Origin of the sequence: Chryseobacterium sp. WX, from assembly GCF_029542485.1 — a bacterium.
Taxonomy (GTDB): domain Bacteria; phylum Bacteroidota; class Bacteroidia; order Flavobacteriales; family Weeksellaceae; genus Chryseobacterium; species Chryseobacterium cucumeris.
Genome location: NZ_CP120710.1, coordinates 3,746,019 through 3,767,407, shown reverse-complemented (window position 1 = coordinate 3,767,407; position 21,389 = coordinate 3,746,019). Strand labels below are relative to the sequence as shown.

At 36.3% G+C, this 21,389-nt stretch carries 12 protein-coding genes and 1 riboswitch; of the genes, 2 read left to right on the top strand and 10 right to left on the bottom strand.

All coding sequences use genetic code 11. The features are described from left to right. Positions 1-10: 10 nt before the first annotated feature. Positions 11-2,944 carry a TonB-dependent receptor gene (locus tag PZ898_RS16965; RefSeq protein WP_277693818.1) on the bottom strand — a complete coding sequence of 978 codons (2,934 nt, stop codon included), beginning with the start codon at positions 2,942-2,944 and terminating at the stop codon, positions 11-13. A gap of 83 nt (positions 2,945-3,027) precedes the next feature. Continuing rightward, positions 3,028-3,126: riboswitch (SAM riboswitch) on the bottom strand. Positions 3,127-3,369: 243 nt separating this feature from the next. Between PZ898_RS16965 and PZ898_RS16960 the strand changes: the two genes are divergently transcribed. Both PZ898_RS16960 and PZ898_RS16955 read left to right on the top strand, forming a co-directional pair. Beyond that, the gene (locus PZ898_RS16960) at positions 3,370-3,777 is read left to right on the top strand and encodes a type II 3-dehydroquinate dehydratase (protein WP_062673468.1); all 408 of its coding nucleotides are present in this window, start codon (positions 3,370-3,372) and stop codon (positions 3,775-3,777) included. A gap of 74 nt (positions 3,778-3,851) precedes the next feature. Continuing rightward, entirely contained in the window at positions 3,852-4,292 is a 441-nt protein-coding gene (locus PZ898_RS16955) for a hypothetical protein (protein ID WP_277693817.1), read from the top strand. Between the two features lie 50 nt (positions 4,293-4,342). Here the strand turns inward: PZ898_RS16955 and pckA are convergent, their stop codons facing one another. The 9 genes from pckA to infB all read right to left on the bottom strand — a co-directional run bounded on the left by pckA (position 4,343) and on the right by infB (position 21,389). Beyond that, complete coding sequence (pckA, locus tag PZ898_RS16950) at positions 4,343-5,959, bottom strand: phosphoenolpyruvate carboxykinase (ATP) (protein WP_062673465.1); 1,617 nt, start codon at positions 5,957-5,959, stop codon at positions 4,343-4,345. A gap of 127 nt (positions 5,960-6,086) precedes the next feature. Then, positions 6,087-6,992, bottom strand: coding sequence for a GYDIA family GHMP kinase (locus tag PZ898_RS16945; RefSeq protein WP_062673463.1), 906 nt, complete (start codon positions 6,990-6,992; stop codon positions 6,087-6,089). Between the two features lie 9 nt (positions 6,993-7,001). Continuing rightward, positions 7,002-7,877 carry an ACP S-malonyltransferase gene (fabD, locus tag PZ898_RS16940; RefSeq protein WP_123278549.1) on the bottom strand — a complete coding sequence of 292 codons (876 nt, stop codon included), beginning with the start codon at positions 7,875-7,877 and terminating at the stop codon, positions 7,002-7,004. Positions 7,878-7,947: 70 nt separating this feature from the next. Then, on the bottom strand, positions 7,948-9,921 hold the full coding sequence (locus PZ898_RS16935; RefSeq protein ID WP_277693816.1) for a LysM peptidoglycan-binding domain-containing protein: 1,974 nt from the start codon (positions 9,919-9,921) through the stop codon (positions 7,948-7,950). 38 nt (positions 9,922-9,959) lie between these two features. Then, positions 9,960-11,546, bottom strand: a complete 1,587-nt coding sequence (gene bshC / locus PZ898_RS16930) for a bacillithiol biosynthesis cysteine-adding enzyme BshC (RefSeq protein WP_277693815.1) — start codon at positions 11,544-11,546, stop codon at positions 9,960-9,962. A gap of 12 nt (positions 11,547-11,558) precedes the next feature. Beyond that, positions 11,559-13,496, bottom strand: a complete 1,938-nt coding sequence (locus tag PZ898_RS16925; protein WP_277693814.1) for a putative porin — start codon at positions 13,494-13,496, stop codon at positions 11,559-11,561. 289 nt (positions 13,497-13,785) lie between these two features. Continuing rightward, on the bottom strand, positions 13,786-15,249 hold the full coding sequence (locus PZ898_RS16920; RefSeq protein WP_277693813.1) for a RagB/SusD family nutrient uptake outer membrane protein: 1,464 nt from the start codon (positions 15,247-15,249) through the stop codon (positions 13,786-13,788). A 12-nt stretch (positions 15,250-15,261) separates the two neighbouring features. After that, positions 15,262-18,096 carry a SusC/RagA family TonB-linked outer membrane protein gene (locus tag PZ898_RS16915; protein ID WP_062673452.1) on the bottom strand — a complete coding sequence of 945 codons (2,835 nt, stop codon included), beginning with the start codon at positions 18,094-18,096 and terminating at the stop codon, positions 15,262-15,264. 305 nt (positions 18,097-18,401) lie between these two features. Next, positions 18,402-21,389 (bottom strand): translation initiation factor IF-2, encoded by a 2,988-nt coding sequence (gene infB / locus PZ898_RS16910; protein ID WP_062673450.1) that lies wholly within the window; start codon positions 21,387-21,389, stop codon positions 18,402-18,404.

Here is a 21,389-nt window from a genome sequence, read left to right as displayed (position 1 = left end):
TTTTAAAAGGTTAAAGAGTTGCCTGAAGACCAAAAGTGATGGTTCTCATGGCAGGATATCTGTAATACGTGGTTCCGTCCAAAGCCTGCTCAGGATCCATTCCTTTATGTTTATAGAAGGTCAGAAGGTTTTCTGCCTGAATATAAATTCTGAATTTTTTCAATCCTATTTTCTCAAAATAATCCTCAGGAAGTGTATATCCCAAGCTTACATTTTTAAGTCTTGCATAAGTACCTGAATACAGGAATCTTGAAGACGTTGAAGTCCAGTTATTCGTTGTTGTGCTCAATGCGGGAACATCTGTATATGGATTATCCGGTGTCCATCTGTTCAGTATTTCAGAACTCCACGCACGTCCTCCCGCACTTCCGTTATGCATGATGGAAGTATAATCTGTATCTAAAATTTTACCCCCGATTTTGAATGTCAGTAATCCTGAAAAGTCAAAATTCTTATAGGTAATGCTTGTACTGATTCCTCCTGTCAGTTTCGGCAATGCGGAACCTTGCAATAGTTTTGTTGCTTTTGAGTATTCCGAAGTAGTTCCTTCCACTGAATTTCCACTAGCATCGGTAGAAACTGTTTTCCACAATGGCTTTCCATTGCCTGGATCTACACCCACCCATTCCGGAATAAAGAAATCATATACAGAACCTCCTACCGTTAATAACTTTGTTCCCACCACAAGAGAACCTCCCGGTAATTTGGTTACTTTGTTGTTTAAAGTGCTTAGGTTAACATCAACATTCCATTGGAAATCCTCAGTTTTAACAGGGGTTGTGAATAGTGAAAATTCAAATCCTGTATTCTGAATGGTTCCGATATTGGCAGGATAATCACTGATACCCAACGATGGTGCCACCGGCATATTAAACAGAAGATCCTGGCTTTTTCTTTTGAAGTATTCGATATTCCCTTTAACTCTGTTATTCAAAATAGCAAATTCCAATCCTACGTTTAAATTAAGGTTGGTTTCCCATTTCACATTATTAGTGGAAGTCTTTTCAAGAGTTGTACCCGGTTCTCCACCAAGGCTGATAAATCTGTACAGCTCCTGATAAGCATAATAAAGCGGTTGTCCGTTAGGTCTAAGTAATTTATCATTTCCTTGTCCTCCGTAGCTGGCACGCAATGTCAATTGATTGAATACATTCAGGCTTTTAATAAATTCCTCATTGGATATTTTCCATGAACCTCCTACTGACCAGAATCTCCCCCATCTGTTATCTTTTTCAAATCTCGAAGAGCTGTCTGCTCTTCCCGATGCAGATAAAAAGTAAGTATTATTGTAGTCATACTCTACTTTTCCAAGGAAACTCAATAAGCTTAATTTATTACTGTTTCCACTGAAACTTCCCAGCAAAGAAGCAGCATCCGGCTCATAGTAATAAGGCAGTGAAAACTGACTTCTTGTTCCTGATATCGTCTGATAATCGTATTTGTAGAATTCGTGTCCTGCCAGTGCATTAACGTGATGCTTTCCAAACTTTTTATCGTACGTAAGGATATTACTGGTTGTATAAGATAGTGTTCTGGTATTGGTTTTCGTCACTGAACCTCCAATTTCCGCTCCTTGCCCAAGTAATGGATTTGAATAATAATGACCGTTATAATTCACCAAATCAACTGAGAAGCTTGTTTTGAATTTCAGTTCCGGCAGGAAAGTGAATTCCATGAATCCTTTTCCTGAAAAGTTATCTTCTTTATTTTCGTTTTTGTCTAATGGTAAAGTTGCAGCCGCATTCTGATTTTGAAGTGCATTTGTGGGCCTGTACTTTCCAAAATCATAAATCGGATTTCCGTCAGCATCTAAAACGTAAGTTCCGTCAGCATTTCTTTCATAATAAGGATAGAAAGAAGGAATAAACCTTGCGGCATTGATGATATTGCTCGCCTTGGAATCTGAAGAAGTTGGTGCCTGCTGAATACTGTTGGTATAGCTTAAGTTTGCTCCAACATTTAACCATTTCTTCACTTCCGAATTGATTTTTAATCTGGTATTATATCTTTTAAAACCGGATTCAATCGCCATCCCATTATCATCCAGATACCCTAGTGAAAAGAAGTAATTACTTTTATCACTACCTCCGCTGATATCAAGATCCACCTGGTTTCTTGATGCCACTCTCTGTAAAATATCTCTCCAGTCGTCATTCCAGAGTGGTGATGCACCAAGCAATAATTTTCCATCTGTTCCCACCGGTTTTGGATAAGCAGTTCCATATGGATTAATTCCAAGGGTAGAAACAAGATTATCTGTTGCCATCTGAGCAGCCTGCTGAGAAGAAACTTTACCGGACTGATATCCGTTTCTTAATGCTTCCCAATATAATTGAAAGTATTGCTCCGTGTTTACCTGTTCATAATCTTTGACAGCTCGTCCTGAGAATCCCTGACTGATATTAAAATTAACTCTGGCTTCTCCTTTTTTCCCTGATTTTGTAGTGATGATAATAATCCCGTTGGCTCCTCTTGAACCATACAAAGCACTTGCTGTAGCATCTTTTAAAACACTTATAGATTCAATATCGCTTGGGCTAATGGAGTTCAGGTTTCCATCAAAAGGAATTCCGTCCACTACATATAAAGGATCACTGGAAGCACTGATGGAACCAATACCTCTGACTCTGATGGTAGAAACCGCACCTGGCTGTCCTGATGCACTGGTGGTCTGAATCCCCGCAACCTGGCCTTCCAATGCTTTGGTGATATTGGTTACAGGTCTGTTATTAATCTTATCACTTGAAATGGTCGCTACAGAGCCGGTATAGCTGTTTCTTTTAGCTTTTCCGTAAGCCACCACTACTACTTCATCAATCTCCTTTTCATGAAGGCTATCTTTTTTCGGTCTGGAATTCTGTGCACTTACACTGGTTACTCCCAGAAAAAAAGCAGCAACCGGAGGTATCCACGCTTTAGAATTGAATAAATTTTTGCTAATCATAATCAATTTTAGTTATCATATATTAAAATTTAGCCCTTTGCAGAAAAATCAGCAAAGGGCATCGATAAATACGATAAACCAAATGCTTATTTTTCCTTAAAAGGCTGAACGTAACACCTTGCCCCACGGGTAGGTTGTCAAGACTTCACAGGGTCAGTTCCCTCCATCTTTCTTTATAAGCCGATCGAAATATGGTTGCAAAGCTAAAAACTTTTAGTCTACAAAACAAGTAGACTTATTTATTTTTCATGATAAATTTTCAAAAATTAACGTAATTTTTTAATAAAACCCATCACAATAAAGAGTTACAAGCTTTGCCACTTTCTTAAACATGACAAATATCATTATCAATAATTCAATACAACAAATTAAATCTGTCCAGAAATTTTTGATCTTTAATTGAAAAAAGTTTTTAATTTTATGGTATGAAAGTTTTGATCATCAACGGCCCTAACCTCAATCTGTTAGGCACAAGAGAACCGGAAATCTATGGAAATGTTTCTATGGAAAGCTATTTGGAAAATTTAAGATCCGAGTTCCATACCCATGAATTAAAATATTACCAGTCTAATATTGAAGGAGAACTTATCAACAGACTTCAGGAGGATGATTTTGATGCCTTAGTAATTAACCCCGGAGCTTTTACTCATTATTCTTATGCTATTGCTGATTGCTTGAAAAACATTCGCAAGCCAAAAGTAGAAGTACATATCAGTAACATTTATAAAAGAGAGGAATTCCGACAGAAATCTGTAACGGCAGCCAATACAGATGCCGTTTTATCAGGCTTTGGAATGGATGGATATAGGCTGGCTTTATTAAGCTTGAAGTAATTTTGTTACTTATCCTTTTCCCATGAATTGCACAGATTTCTACAGATAATTATGGATAAGTAACAGAGTAATTTATGAAGATAAAAGATAAGGTTTATTGCAAAGACATTGGAATATATTCCGGACAATTGACGAAAAGAAAAAACTATATCGTTGAAGAAAAAAATGCGGAAAATATAAGAATCTGGAATGACGAAGGAAGACTGAGGTGGTATTCTGATTTTTATTTTAGTTTAAACAATGAACCGGAAATAACTTCTATTCATATTGATGATGAAATTGAAAATATTGAATCTGATGCTATAGAAGTAAGTATTGAATTTTCCGACAAAACAAAATATGGGATGACCTTCACTACCCCGCAGTATTTAGATAAAATATTGGACAAAGAGTCTTACTTTTCTTCAAAACACTTTATGATTATAAAATACCTCACTGAAGAATCAATCAAATCAACCGTCCTAAAACTGGATGAACAGAACGAACTGATTGAAAACTGTAAAAAATATGAATAAAAAAAAAGCCTCATCACTGATGAGGCTTTTTGTATGTTGATTGGTAACTATTAGATAGTTTGTTCCTGCAATTGAGGTCCTGAAGCTACTAATTTTTTACCTTCTTCAGTATCACAATACTGCTCAAAGTTCTTGATATATCTTGAAGCAAGATCTTTTGCTTTTTCTTCCCATTCTGAAGCGCTCTCATAAGTATCTCTAGGATCTAGAATACCTGTAGAAACGTTTGGCAATTCAGTAGGAATTTCAAGATTCATAATTGGAACCTGAGTTTTAGGAGCATTATCAATAGAACCGTCAATGATGGCATCAATGATTGCTCTGGTATCTTTAAGAGAAATTCTCTTTCCGGTACCATTCCAACCTGTGTTTACCAAATAAGCCTTAGCTCCGTGCTCTTTCATTTTGCCGATTAATGTTTTAGAATACATTGTCGGGTGTAAGGTAAGGAATGCTTCACCAAATGCAGGTGAGAAAGATGGTTGAGGTTCTGTAATTCCTCTTTCAGTTCCTGCCAATTTTGAGGTATAACCGCAAAGGAAGTGGTACTGCGCCTGATCTTCATTCAGGATAGAAACCGGAGGAAGTACTCCGAATGCATCTGCTGAAAGATAAACGATCTTTTTCGCATGACCTGCTTTAGACGGCAATACAATTTTGTTGATATGATAGATTGGATAAGAAACTCTTGTGTTCTCAGTGATAGATCCGTCTGTATAATCTGCTACTCCATTGTTAACAACAACGTTTTCAAGAAGAGCATCTCTCTTGATGGCAGCGAAGATATCCGGTTCTTTTTCTGCAGATAAGTCGATAACTTTAGCGTAGCATCCACCTTCATAGTTGAATACTCCGTTGTTATCCCATCCGTGCTCATCGTCACCGATAAGGTATCTTTTAGGATCTGCCGATAAAGTTGTTTTACCAGTTCCTGAAAGACCAAAGAATAAAGCTACATCACCTTTTTCTCCTACGTTAGCAGAACAGTGCATAGAAGCCATACCTTTTAATGGAAGATAGTAGTTCATCATAGCAAACATCCCTTTCTTCATTTCACCTCCGTACCATGTACCTCCGATAATCTGTAGTTTTTCAGTAAGGTTGAACATAATGAAGTTTTCAGAGTTTAATCCCTGAGCTTCCCAGTTCGGGTTGGTAGTCTTTGATCCGTTGATTACTGTGAAATCCGGCTCACCGAAGTTTTCAAGTTCGTAATGAGAAGGACGAATAAACATATTAGTAACAAAATGCGCCTGCCATGCCACTTCAACGATAAATCTTACTTTAAGTCTCGTATCCGCATTCGTTCCGCAGAATGTATCTACTACATAAATCTTTTTAGATTCTGCAAGCTGGTTCAGCACTAGTTCTTTACAAGACCCGAAAATTTCTGCTGTTGTAGGTAAGTTTACTTTACCATCCCAGAAAATTGTGTCTCTTGTAACATCATCCTGAACAATATATCTGTCTTTAGGTGAACGACCTGTGAAAATTCCTGTTTTTACTGATACTGCGCCTGATTCTGTAAGCTCAGCTTTCTCAAACCCCTGATTTTCAGGAGAAACTTCAGCCTGATATAATTCTTCATAAGAAGGATTATACACTACTTCATAGTTTCCTTTAATCCCTAATTTCTCTAAATCCTGGATGATTTTAGTGTTTTTCATTTTACTTATATTTTCTATTTCTTTATTGCTTTCAACAAAAATAATATTAATTATTTGTTAAAGGTGGTTTAAATATACTGATATAAGTCAGAATGGCAAATAAAAAAACAGGATTATAACTGCTTGATTACAAATCAATTATATTTTCCCATTCAAAAATAGTTGTAAAACCTTTCTCCCAAAAATAGTTCTTATAGTCCCCAAATTTGGCACTCATTACAAAATCTCCCCCCCATGCGCCTAAACTTTTGACAAATGAAGGGCAATCTGAGAATAACCTTTCTTTAACTGTGAGAATTTCAAGAAAATCGGCAATTTTATGTTCATGAGTCATCATTAATTCGGAAAAATTTTCCAATTCATGACATAACAATATTTTTTTTGTAAGATCTGAAAATTCGTCAACTAATTCCGGAGACTTCTTTTTGGACTTGTAAAAATTGATTCCCTCTCTGCTATCCTGCTTCTGATTTAAATGAATAAAAATCAGTTCATTTTTAAAGGACGGACTAAAATCTACTTTCTCATATTTTATCTCAGGCTTACTTTGGAAAAGCACTGCGGACTTTTCTTTTGCAACTGCAATGTCATATCCACTTCCTCCCAAGCTGATAGAGTTAAGATGGAAAGGATTAATCTCTGCCCATTCCGCAAGATTATTCATCAGCGTAGAACTGCTCCCAAGCCCATAATCCGCTGGAAACTGAAGATTGGTTTTTAAATGGTAAGTAAGATCAGTTTTGAATTTACTATTAGAAAGCAGCTGAACATTCTGTAATGTTTTGGTAATAAATTCAGCACTTGATGGAATATTGGTTTCTAAGACCTGCCAGGTTTTATAATCAATGACAGCCTTCAACCATAGTTTATTCTGATGATAGGCTTCCCAAAGAACAAGGGATTTTCCATCTTGTTTTTCTTCAAAGAAAAACTCTTGTCCCAGCCTGGTAGGTACCGCTAAGACAAGAGCTCCATCTATTGCGAAATATTCTGAAGTAAGCATAAGCTTGCCCGGTGAAAATATCGCGTTCATATTTTTTGTTTAGATTGCAGAAGCAGCTTCTACTGATCCGTCAATTTTTTTGATCAATCCCTGAAGGGTTTTTCCTGGTCCTACTTCCACGAAGTTAGAGGCACCATCTTTAATCATATTCTGAACAGACTGTGTCCATTTTACTGGACCGGTAAGCTGAGCGATCAGGTTTTGTTTGATCTCATCAGGATTGGTTACCGCTGTTGTCGTGATATTCTGGTATACAGGAATAGTTGCTTTTCTGAATTTTGTCTTTTCGATAGCTGCGGCCAGTCTTTCCTGTGCAGGCTGCATCAATGGTGAGTGGAAAGCTCCGTTTACTGGCAATAGCAACGCTCTTTTAGCTCCTGCTTCTTTCAGTTTTGCGCAAGCTTCTTCTACTGCAGGAGTTTCTCCTGAAATAACCAATTGCCCCGGGCAGTTATAATTTGCAGGAACAACAATTCCGCTGATCTGTGCACAGATTTCTTCAACCTTAGCATCGTCTAATCCTAAGATAGCTGCCATAGAACTTGGATTTGCATCACAAGCTTCCTGCATTGCTTTCGCTCTTTCAGAAACTAATTTCAAACCATCATCGAAGGATAAAACTCCGTTGGCAACCAAAGCTGAAAACTCTCCTAAAGAGTGTCCTGCTACCATTTCGGCACCAAGACCATTTACTGCTTTTAATGCTGCTACTGAATGTATAAATATTGAAGGCTGGGTAACCTCTGTTTTCTTAAGATCCGCATCCGTACCGTTAAACATAATGGAAAGAATGTCGAAACCTAAAATTTCATTGGCAGATTCCATCAGATCTTTAATATCTTTTCTAGAATCATACAATTCTTTTCCCATTCCTACGAACTGAGAACCCTGCCCTGGAAATACAAGTGCTTTCATGTATTGAATTAAATATTATGCAAATATAACTATAATGTTAACAATATTCGTTCTAAGTGCTATAAATCATTTATGGTACTAACCTGATTACTCTGTAACCTGTATTTACATATGCACCGTTAGCTTTAGATTTTACAAACTCAAATTTGGTAGCAAGCTGAGTCTGAACTTTATTCATCTGCTTAAAGATTTCTCCTTTTTTATTCTCTCTGGTCAACATGTCATTTACCACATCAAACCCTACAACAGCATATTTTGGCGGGGTTTTGCAGTATTTAGTTTTATAAGCTGCCAGAATTTCTTTCTCAAAGCTACCGTCTGTGTTAATCTTTCTATCCATCAGATATACAAGACTAGCCTGGCTCAGCTCATCCACTTTCTTCTCAAAAACAGGAGAATAGAACATACTGAACGCTTTGATACCCTGTACTTCTTTAGAAATAGCAATCATTCTGTTGGCAAAAGCATCTCCTGCAGCATTATCATCATTCGCTAAAATGGCAATAACCGGTGCAGACTGCCCTGTCATCATATTCTGATCCGGCTGAATATCTGCCGGAGAATTAACAATAATAATATTAGGATTTTTTACTGCTTTTTCAAGTCCTGCTTTGATATAGTTGGCATCTTCTTTTTTAGCATCCGCCACTATATATATCTTCTGATCTGAATACACACCTTTTACTTCTTCTACAATCTTATCAGCATAGGTCTGATTATTGGTTTCGACAATAATCAAGTTGCTGTAGTTATAGAGTTCCGGAGAGTTAGCAAATGGTGCTACAACCGGGATTTTCTGATTTTTGGTAAAATCAAGAACATCAATTACATTGGACTTAAAGAAAGGTCCGATAATAAGATCTGTATTATCAGGATTGATCTGTGTCAAAGAGTTTTTGAATGAAGCTTCATTTCCTGAATCTACAACTTTGATATCCAGTTTTTGTCCTCCTCTTGCATTTCTTTCAATAGCAAGCTTAGCTCCTGTCAAAAAGTCAAGTGCCATTGCTCTATACTGAGTTTCATTGGTACTGTACCCGAAAGGAAGCATTAGGATAACGCTTAAAGCATCACCATTTTTCTTTATATAAGCTGCATCCTGCTTTTTGATCTTTAAAACCATTCCGGTTTTCAAACCGTGTGAAAGATCCGGGTTGAGAGCGATAAGCTCATCAATAGAAACACCGAATTTATTAACGATAGAGAATACTGTATCTCCCTGCTGCACTGTATAGGTTACATAATCATCACCTACTGCAACATTGGAAGCAGCTGTTGATTTTTCGTTCCCTGAATCCATTTTTGCTTTTGGATTTGTAGTTTCTGCAACGGTATCAGTATTGGCAGTCGTATTTGTTCTTTTTATTTTAATGGTATCCCCAGGTTTCAGTCCTTTTTCTTCCAATCCTGGATTTAAAGCATAAAGGTCCTGCTGGCTAATGCCAAACTGTTTTGTAATTCTGTAATAATTATCTTTAGCCTGAATCACATAAGATTCTCCTTCTGCTGCTGGATTGCTAGCAGATGTAGATGTAGCAGCTGTTGCGGTTGCTTTTTCTACAGGAGTTTCAACGTGTTTTTCCGGTGTTACAGCCTGTTGAGCACCACCATACTTCTTAATACTGGCAAGAGGCAAAGTAATTTCATCTCCGATCTTCATATGAGAATCCAGTTCAGGATTCAGTTTTCTCAGATCAGTTTCAGAAATTCTATATTGTTTTGTGATGCCATAAATCGTTTGTTTTGGCAGTAAAACAATTTTACCTAGAGAAGAAGTACTTGCTGTTGAAGTTACTTTTTCTGCAGGAGTCGTTTTTGTCACAATCGGAGTGGCTGCTTTATCTGATTTTATAGTTAAAACATCACCGATCGCCAGTTTGCCATCTTTATGTTTTGGGTTTAGCTTCAGCAATTCATCTACAGTCATTCCATACTTTTTGGCAATGTTGTAAGGATTGTCACCTTGCACAACCGTATGTGATTTCTGAGCTGAAACTCCCAAAACCATACATAAACTGGATAGAATAAAAAACCTCTTTATCATATTCGATAATTATAATTTACAAAAATACTTCTTTAAAATTAAATGGCAACAATTATTAATTTTGAATCTTGAACCACCATTTCTTCCAAACAATTTTCAAGCCACGAATAGCCATAATCTGAAAAGAATACGCTAAAGTTATACACTCTTTCCTGCCATGTTTTTGCAGGATGAACATCTAAAAACAGATTTTCAAGTCTTTCCAGCAACTCATTCTGTTTTATTTTTTCAGCATGAAGCAGACGTTTTTTCATTCTTTTGAATGACTTTAATTGTCGTACTTCTTCTGCCTTTACCATATTCCCGAAGGATTTCTCAGTAGTTTCTGCTGAAGCTCTCAATGCAGAAAAATTACTAATCAATAATTCTTCTTTCTCTTCAAGTAATTCTACAATGGGATTATCTTTTAAAACCTTCTGATTGGTAAGTACTGAGAAGTTCTGGAAAAAATCTTCTATTTTAAGATCTAGTTTCTCAATTTTTCCCAATGTTTTTTCTTTCAGGAAAAGCATAGAGTTTCTTGGAATCAGAACTGGGAAAGGAATATTAATTTTTGAGAAATAATCTTTCAATTCCAGCCAGTACATGATTTCGGCATTTCCTCCGATATAGGATAAATTAGGAAGTACATTTTCCTGATATACCGGACGCATTAGCGCATTCGGACTGAATTTTTCAGGATGGTTTTCCAATTCGACAAGAATTTCTTCTTCTGTAAACTGGATAGGCTTATCTACAATATTATACTTGTGTCCGTTAAATTCTATTCTGTCTCTCGTTTCAGAAAGGTAGAAAAGATTTATTTCACGAGGGTTTACCTGAACCTTCCCATATTTCTCTGTCAGAAACTTGACTTTATCTTCAGAAGTTTTCTGTAAGCTGAAATGAAGAAGTTCATCTTTAAAAATCTCCTTCATCTGTTTTTTAAGTTCCTTAGAATCTCCATCCAGAATCAAAAGTCCGAATTCTGAGAAAAGACGGTTGACAAGAATTTTAATAGCTTCCGTTAAAGTGTTTCCAGCTTTATAAGCTTCCTTCATCATTAAAATCAGCTCTGTACCGAAAATGGAATCTTTGAATTCTTTTTCAAATTCCGAAATAAAATAGGTATCACTGATTTCAATTCTTCCTACCGGACCTCCGGATTTCTCATTGGTTTCGTAATAATTATTTTCGGTTTTAAAATGATTGATCTCTGCAAAATCATGATCCTCCGAAGCCATCCAATACACCGGAACAAAATTAAAATCTGGGAAATTTTCTTTCAGATAAGTACATGTTTTTATGGTCTGAAGAATTTTATATACAAAGAAAACAGGTCCTGAAAACAGATTCAACTGATGCCCTGTTGTTATCGTAAACGTGTTGGGCTGTTTAAGATTCTCAAGGTTTTCTTTCTGCTCTGAAGATAGAGAAAGAGTTTCTAACTGTGCTTCAAACACATCAGCTAAAATGCTTCTTTTTTCAGAGGTAAAAGAATCTTTCTTCAGATGAATCTGCTGCCTGAAATGATCTAAGGAAAATGTATTATTTTCAAACCCCTCAATCTTCTGATTTAAAAAATCTTTTACCAGCTGAGGAATACTTTCTATATCGTTAAATGATATTTTATTAATTGTTTTCAACCTGTATCGTTTTTAGTTGAACAAATACCACACAATTCCGATATTCAATCTGAAATCATACACCGGATAATGTGGAAATGCATATGCTTTGTTATTGGAAATAACAGTTCCTATCTGCTGTCCTTCTATGAAAAAGAACATTTTTTTCACTTTCATATTAATATAAATATCGGCGATAGGCTGCCCTCCAATTGAAAATGAATCTGCTCTTGGAAGAATATATTCATTAAGAACAGGGAAATATTCTCTTGAAGCGAATTTAGAGAAGTAATATACTTTAACCCCTGCCTGAATTTCTGCTGCTTTTTTGAAAGCCTGGGTCTGATAGAAGAAATTGGCTCTACCGATGAAGCCCGGCATTGGAAGTAGTTCTTTATTCGTTAAAGTATTCTGGAAATGCACTCTTGTATTCAGGTGGAATTTGTTGAAGCTGAAAGTAGCATCTCCTCCAATCTGAGATATATTTACTGAATTGTCACTTTGTTTCGGACTTCCGTTGCTGTCAAAATAAGTATAGTTATCGATTCTGAAATAATTGGCGAAAATCTCTGTTTTAAACCATTTCAGATTGATGCTTCCTCCTACTTCCATTACAGACTGATTCTTCGCATTTTCAAGATAATAATTGAAGTTATTATAAACAGAAGTATTCAATAGATAATTGAATGAAGGATAGGCACTCTGGAAGTTTACTTTGGCATTAACGAAATAATCTTTGATAGGTTCAAACTTCAGATTATTGGTTGTCTTCAGATAACTTTTAAACTGGCTTCCGTTTGAAAATTCCAGAAACGAATTCAACTGAATTTTGTCCCAAAGTTTTACCTGCAGGTTTCCTACAGCTCCGATTCTGTTTTCTTTCAGCTCACCAGGAAAAGGCACGTTGTTAAGTGCAACAACATCTCTTATCCCGAATTTAATCATCTGATAACGTACCCCGGCATCCAGTTTGAATTTTTCATTATTAAAAATCAGACTTACGGTATTGCTGAAATTCTCAGAATATTTTTTGGTTGTCAATGGAAAGCCATTTACTAAATCTGTAGGAGCGTCATACCAATACGGCTCCAAAGCAGTTTGGTTATAGTAATATTTGTTTCCCTGATGAGAAATAATATGTCTTATGCTGAAAGGAAATTTCTCAGAATTGAATGGAGTAAACTGATGGCTCAGATAATATCTTCTGTAAGAAAACTGTGAACTTGAAGAGGCCAGATTTACCTGTGCGTTTTGTCTGTTACTGTAATTGCTGTCTCCACTCTGAAACAGGTTATCTTCAGTAATCCCTCCACTTTCCTGATTATTTACATTCTGGTGAAGATAATGGGCAAAAAGCTCATAGTTTCCATTTTTTGAAACATAGTGTCCTGAAAATAAAGTATTGTTGTTAGCTGACAAGGAGTTTCTGTAAAGTCCCTGTGAACGAAGCCCCATATATTCAAGCGCAAAATTGAATCTTTTTCCGATATTCTGAGTATAGGTGGATTTTAGAGCCGCCCCGTTTCGCATAGCATTATGATATAAGAATGTAGCTGTAGGTGTTTTTACGTCATAATATTTCACATCATTTGCTCCAATAATCATGTAAGATTTGTTGAATGGCAATAAAGAAAGATTTTGTTCATCATTAACTTCAAATATAAGAGGATTAAATCCTGAACCAATGTTGGCAGGCTGTACTCTTCCGAAGTTATCTTTATTATTGTGTTGCGAAAAGATGTAGGTCTTATCAAAAGTCATTACCGTATCAAAAACTTTCTTTTCAGAAAACTGGGTCTGATACTGATAATCATTTATAGTAGGTTTGAAAATTTTCAGGGAATCTTTTTTCCCGGAATCTATTACAAGAGTGTCTTCTTTTTTAGGCTGAGGTTTTGTTTCTGCTTTATTAACGACCTGAGCCTTGGCTACAAAACCTAAAGAGAAGAGTATGAAAAGGATGTACTTCATTATTCATTATTGTACAGCAAAAATAAGAAATAAAAGGACATAAAATTGTTTGATTCTTTCATAGCTATTTGAAACCATAATAACATTCCCAATGAATATTATATTGATGATAGCAACCTTCCTGAAAAAAATCTTAAAAGTTTTCGAATTGATGTGCAAAAACTATAATACAGCCCAAAAATCAATATAATTAATTTTATAAAGAGCTTACTTAAATCCTAAAATGATTTTGTCAATAAAAAAAGCCACCTATAAAAGGCGGCTCTTATTTATTTATCTGATTTGATAATTAGTTATCGTAACCAGGGTTTGATTTTACCAAAGTTCCAGCAACGTTAGTTTCTGCCAAAGGAATTGGGAATGCCAATTTGTTATCTCCAATTGCAATGTTAGCTGTTACGTTACCGTTAGTAGCATTTTTAGGAATAGGTCCTCCCCATCTTAGTAAATCCCACATTCTGAAACCTTCACCAACAAGCTCTTTTCTTCTTTCAGATTTAAGCTTAGTCATATCAATTGGTCCTAAAGCTGCAATTTGCGCTGCAACACTTGTTACTACATTACCATTAGCATCAAGAATATCAGTTAATCTATTTTTCAAAATCATTTCCCAATATGTCTGAGCTTTAGCAGCGCTACCTCCGTTAAGTTCTGCTTCAATACCATTAAGGATGATCTCTTCATATCTAGAAACTCTGATATTATCTTCTCCATTATCATTAGGATACTTTGCTGCAATATAAGTTCCAGCAGCGTTCTGACTTGCACTAAATATAGAACGTCTGATATCCTGAGCAGAAATAGATGATACAACAGCTGACTTAACTGGCATGTTTACATATGAGTTAGCCGGTGCAATTTTGTAGTGAATACTTGTAGAACCTAAAGCAGCAATTGGTCCAACAGCTAATTCAAATACTGAGTTAGATGCTGCATTATTAAGTGTCCAGCTTGTTAAATATGAATCACGAGGAATTACACTATATTTTCCAGATGCTACTACATCGTTTACTAACGAACGTACCTTAGCATAATCTCCTTTATATAGATAATATCTGGACATTAAAGCCTTAACTGAGAATTCATTCAATACAGTTTTATCACTATAAACCTGATTAGCATTTCCCGTAAGATTAGCTAATGCACTATTAAAATCTGCTTCAATTTGAGCCTGAGTCTGTTGAACAGAAGAACGAGCCATATTTGCAGAAGGATTATACTGAAGAGGAACAACAACTCCGGTAGTTCCACCAGAATATTGCTGCCCAAATAATCTTAAAGCATCAAACAAAGCCTGAGCTCTTACTGCATAAGCCTGTCCTTTAAGTTGCTTTATTTTCAACGCAATCTGTGCTGGATCAACTGTTTCTCCCCAAGTTAGGTTATTTGAAGTTCCAAGAATGATGTTTGCTTTAGCAATTGTTGTATACATCGCAGTATATGGTCCTGAAGCGTAAGCATCACCAGAAAGCATTGTATAGTTTGAAACTGTACTATAATATCCTGAACGGTTATTAGAATACATTGCATCACTTCTTAATTCAGGAATTGTTACAAAATCACATCCATAATAAGAAGCACCTCTCATAGTACCATAAGCTCCGAATACAAAAGACTGAAGTTCTTCTATTGTTTTAATATCTTCCTGAGGTTTACTTTGGAAAAATTCAGTATCTACAAAGTCCTCACCACACGAAGTAACCGCAGTAGAAGTAAGGGCAATAACTGAAAATGCTATTAAGTATTTTTTCATTTTTTTCAATTTTTAAAATTCAACATTAAATCCAACTAAATAAGATTTCAAAGGAGGCAAGTTCAGGTTTGTTGTTCCTGCAAGTGCAATATCCGGATCATATCTTAAATTTTTATCATAAGCATGTGTCCAAAGGTTGTTACCCATAACGTAAACTGTTACTTTATTAAGGTTTGAACCTTTTAAGAAGCTAGAATCAAAAGTATAAGCTATTTTTAAGTTAGCTAATCTCAAATAATCTGCTTTATATAAGAATCTTGTAGACGTTCTGTTTGCAAGTTTATTTCCACCATAAATTGGTTTTGGGTTCAATGCATTAGTATTGTTTGGAGTCCAATAATCTAGCTGATCCTCATATCCAGGATAGAATAAACTGTACTGACCATCACTCATTGTATAGATTGCCCAGTCATCATATACTTTACCTCCAAAGCTATATGTTCCTTGTGCAGATACTGTGAAGTTCTGATAAGACATTTTAATACCAACACCTCCAAAGTATTTCGCTAAACGATTACCTTGAATAGCTCTTTGAGCTTTGTTGTAGTCGTTGGTTGTTTCACCATCAACTCCATTTAGGTACCATAATGGATCTCCATTATTAGGATCTACACCAGCCCATTTTCTCATGTACCAGCTGTTGATAGATTCTCCTTCTCTTAAGATTGTAGCTCCGGAAATGATATCTTTTCCTCCATAGATTTTAGTCAACTCATTATTAAGCGTTGATAAGTTAGCATCCATGCTAAGAGCAAAACCTTTTGGATTTTCAGGTTTTAGGATATCTGCATTGATACTGAATTCAAATCCTTTGTTAACCAATGTACCGATATTATCTGTGTAACCTGAAATACCTTGAGCAAGAGATAATGGAACAGTAAAGATCAGATCTTCAGTTTGTTTGTTATAGTATTCAGCTGTTAACGATATACGATCTTTTAATAGTCCTATATCAAATCCTACGTTGAAAGGTTTAACAGTTTCCCACTTAAGTCCTGGATTATAAAAACCTCCATAACTTGCACCAGCATTGTTATTATAATTGATACCGTAGCTGTATGTAGCATAAGGAGACGCTGAAATCTGATTTCCTAATTTACCATAAGAAGATCTAAGTTTCAACAATGTTAAATAATCATTATCAGGGATAAAGATTCTTGCTAAGTCAACACTCGCTCCCGCAGAATAGAAGTTACCTCCTTTTTGACCTGGGAAGAAGTTTGACATTGCATCTCTTCTGTAAGATAAATCTAAGTTAACAATATTGTCATAGTTATAGTTTACCTGTCCTGCATAACCAGATCTTGAAGTAATCGTTTTTGTTCCACCAGCTGCAACAGGCTTAACAAAACTATCTAAAGTCTGAAGAGAAGAAAGAGCAACAACTTGTCCTTCAGCATTAACAGCTCTCATATCAGACTTATAAGCTTCCTGAATTGCTCTTGCAACGAATTTATTTTTATCTCCAATTCTGAAAGAATATTCTAAGATATTCTGTATGTTGAAGTTAAAAAATCTTCTTGCATTGGATGTCAAATCACCTTTCGCTGAGTATCCATCACCATGAAGAGGAGATAAGTAAACATCTTCTTCTACGTTGATATATTCAGGTGCGAAATTCATTCTATAAACTAGCCCATCAAGAATTTTATAATTTACTCCCAAGTTGGCAAATACTCTGCTTGTGTTTGCTTTTCTAGAGTTAATATCCTGTAGTGCTGCTACGTTAAAGTTTCCAGAAGGCAATGAGTTATTAACTCCATAATACCAGCTACCATCAGGGTTTCTTACCGGATCAACAGGAAGGTTAAAGTACTGTGCGATCAATGGGTTAGCAAAATCTCCACCATTGTTCAAAGTACGCATTTTACTGTTTGAAAACTGGAAATCTGTATTAATTGTTAATCTATCAGTTGCTTTATATTCAATTTTAGTGGAAGCATTCACTCTTTTGAAATCACTCCCTTTATAGATACTCTCCTGGTTGAACATACCGATAGAAGAGTAATATTTGAATTTATCACTTCCTCCGCTAACTGAGAAGTTTGTTTCACTTTGGTTAGCACTATTTCTAGTTAATTCCTTTTGCCAATTAGTATTTACATTACCATAAGCTGCATATCCTAGTGGATCCTGGTCTGGATCAAATAAGGCATCATAAGCTTCCTGATAAGATCCATAACCAAATACGGATGGTGTATTGGCCATTGTTTGAGCTGCTAAGCCATGCCATTGATCTTTTGTCAATGAATTTGGTAATTTAAAAGCTGTTTTATTTACCCCATAATTACTTGAGAACTGAAATCTTGGTTTACCAGATTTACCAGACTTTGTAGTAATAATGATTACCCCGGCACCAGCATCTGCTCCATATAATGACGTTGAAACTGCATCCTTAAGTACAGTCATTGATTCAATATCATCAGAACTTAAATTCGCCAAGATATTTGACGTTGTGTTTAAGCTTGTAAGATCTCCTGAAGCAATTCTTACTCCATCAACAATAAAGATCGGGCTATTATTTCCATTAACAGAAGTATTACCTCTAACACGGATGTTTACAATTCCCCCTGGCTGTCCTGAAGCAGCTCCAGTCTGTACCCCGGTAACTCTACCCATTAGGGCCTTATCAGGAGATGAAACTGGCAGATCATTAAGTTTGTCACCTTTAACTGTACTCACAGAACCAGTAACTTCTTTAACAGATTTTTTCTGTCCGAACCCGACCATTACTACCTCATCAATCTCAGTAGCTCTAGCTGTATCCTTCTTTGCTTTTTGCGCATAAGCTACTTGTCCTAGGAAAAACAGAGCTCCGGCGCTTAATACACGTAGTTTAACATTCATATTAACAAATTTTAATATATTTAATGGGCAAATATGTTAATAAATATTAACATCCACAAATTAAACTAACGTTTAAACGACTATTTTTTTTACTGTTTCATTTAAAATTTACACAAAACAAATAAGATTCAATAATAATAGACAGTTTTTATTCAATAAAAAATAATTTTTTTACAGACCTTATTCATTTTAACAAATTATTAATAATTCAAAAAAAATTATTTAGAATGATTACAAATTAAACGAGTTTGAAAAATAAAAAAACCACTTTATAAAAAAGTGGTTTTCACATATTTAGGATATATTTATTTTAGTTTTTTCTTGACCGCTACTTCTTCGTATACTTCAAGGATATCTCCGATTTCGATGTCATTATAACCTTTCAGATTCAGACCACATTCGTAACCTTTCGTTACTTCTTTAACATCATCTTTGAAACGTTTCAAACTTTCAAGTTCTCCATCGAATTTAACAATACCGTCTCTTAATAAACGTACTTTAGACTGTCTCGTTACTTTTCCGGTAAGAACCATACAACCTGCAATTGTTCCTACTTTAGAAATCTTGAAAACCTCACGGATTTCAACATTACCAATCACCTGCTCTTGAATTTCCGGAGAAAGCATTCCCTCCATCGCTTCTTTTACCTCATCAATTGCTTTATAGATTACAGAATACGTTCTGATTTCAATTTCCTCACGATCTGCAAGTTCTTTAGCATTAGCACCTGCTCTCACGTTAAATCCAATGATAATAGCATCGGATGCTGCGGCTAAGTTGATATCAGATTCTGTAATCTGTCCAACACCTGAGTGAAGAATTTTAACACTGATTTCTTCTGTTGATAATCTTTGTAACTGATCAGAAAGAGCTTCTACAGAACCATCCACGTCTCCTTTAAGGATAATGTTCAATTCTTTGAATTCTCCTAAAGCAATACGTCTACCCAATTCTTCAAGGGTTGTATGCTTCTTGGTTCTGATTGATAATTCTCTCTGCAGCTGCTCTCTCTTATTGGCAATTGCTTTACCTTCACTTTCATCAGCATACACACGGAATTTATCACCTGCAGTAGGCGCTCCATCCAAACCTAAGATTGTTGCAGGAATTGATGGCCCAGCTTCTTTTAGATTTTTTCCTCTTTCATCAAGCAAAGCTTTTACTTTCCCGTGATTTTTACCTGCTACTACATAATCACCTACTCTTAAAGTTCCGGTCTGTACCAACATTGTTGCTACATAACCTCTACCTTTATCTAAAGATGCTTCAATAACAACTCCGTTTGCTGCACGGTCAGGATTCGCTTTCAACTCAAGCATTTCAGCCTGTAATAAAACTTTTTCCAACAATACATCTACGTTATTACCGAATTTAGCCGAGATCTCCTGTGCCTGAACATTTCCACCCCATTCTTCTACTAAAACCGGTGGATTTAATCCTGATAACTGCTGACGGATGTTGTCCGGGTTTGCATTCGGCTTATCTACTTTGTTGATAGCAATAATCATTGGTACTCCTGCAGCCTGTGCGTGAGCAATTGCTTCTTTTGTTTGTGGCATTACATCATCATCGGCCGCAATTACGATAATTGCAATATCCGTAATCTGTGCACCTCTCGCTCTCATTGCAGTAAAGGCTTCGTGACCTGGTGTATCTAAGAAAGTAATTCTCTGACCGTTCTCCAGTTTCACGTTATAAGCACCAATGTGCTGAGTAATTCCTCCGGATTCACCGGCAATTACGTTTGTTTTTCTGATGTAGTCCAACAATGAAGTCTTACCATGGTCAACGTGTCCCATTACAGTAACTACAGGAGCTCTTTGTAATAGGCTTTCCTCGGTATCTACTTCATCTTCTGCATCCGTATCTTCAAGATCAGCATCTGAGAATTCAATTTTATAACCGAATTCATCTGCTACTAATAATAAGGTATCGGCTTCAAGTCTTTGGTTCATGGTAACCATTACACCTAATGAGAAACAAGCAGAAATTACTTCAGTTGGGGAAACATTCATCAAACTTGCCAATTCACCTACTGTGATGAATTCTGTTACTTTAAGAGTTCTGTCTTGTGCTTCAAGCTCCTGCTGACGCTCATCCTGCTCTCTACGGAAAGTTCTCTTGTCTTTTCTGTGTTTTGCAGATTTAGATTTCCCTCCTTTATTAGTAAGTTTTTCTAATGTTTCTTTGATCTGGTTTTTAACTTGCTCATCAGTTAGCTCAACTGGCATAACTCTTTGTCCAGGTCTGTTGTTCTGACCTCCTTTTTTGAAGCCACCACCTTGACCTTGACGATTTCCACCACCCTGGTTATTTCCAAAACGGTTTCCACCTTGGCCACCTTGACCTTGAGGACGATTTCCCTGACCTCCCTGACCACCCTGGCGGTTTCCACCTTGTCCCTGTCCACCGTTATTATTATGCTGACGGTTTCCTTGGCCTTGTCCACCTTGGTTGTTGTTATTTCCTGAGTTTTGATTATTCCCCTGACCTTGTTGGTTATTCTGGCCTCCAGGTTTTTCAATTCTCTTTCTTTTCTTTTTTGCTCCAGCACCTGGTTTTGGTGCAAACTGAGTTAAGTCAATCTTTTCCCCAACGATCTTAGGACCGTCAAGTTTCTGATATACTGTCTCAATTTTTTGTGGTTCCTGAGATTCAGGTTCAGCTTCAACTTTTGGAGTTTCTACTTTTTTCTCCTCTACAACCGCTGGTTTTGGAGTTTCCTTTACTGTTTCCACAGGTTTAACTTCTTCTTTTTTCTCCTCCATTTTTGGTTTGTCTTTTTTCACAGGTCTGTTTCTAGATTCTATTTGAGACAAATCAATTTTATCCAAAACTTTAAATTCCTGTTTTTCAGGCGCTGCTTTAACTTCCGGTTGTTCTTCTTTCACGATTTCTTCTTTCTTTTCTTCAACCGGTGTCGCAACAGGAGCCACAGGAACTGCAGGAGCTGCAGGAATCTCTTCAGCTTCAGGCTTCTTAGGTTCCAAATCTATTTTACCTAAAATTCTAGTTTCTGGTTTATTTGCTTTAGCTCTTATCACTTCAGGGGTTTTCTTTTCTTCAATTTCCAGTTTTTCTTCCGGAACTTTTGTGATCACCACCTCATGGGAAGCCTTTCTTTGTTCGCCGTCTTTAGCAAACTCAGCCTCCAATGCAGAATATGCCGCTTCTTCCAATTGAGCGTTAGGATTGCTTTCAACCTCGAAACCCCTTGACTGTAAAAACTCTACTAATCTGGACATCGAAATGTTGAATTCCTTAACCGCTTTATTTAATCTAATTTTTGGCAT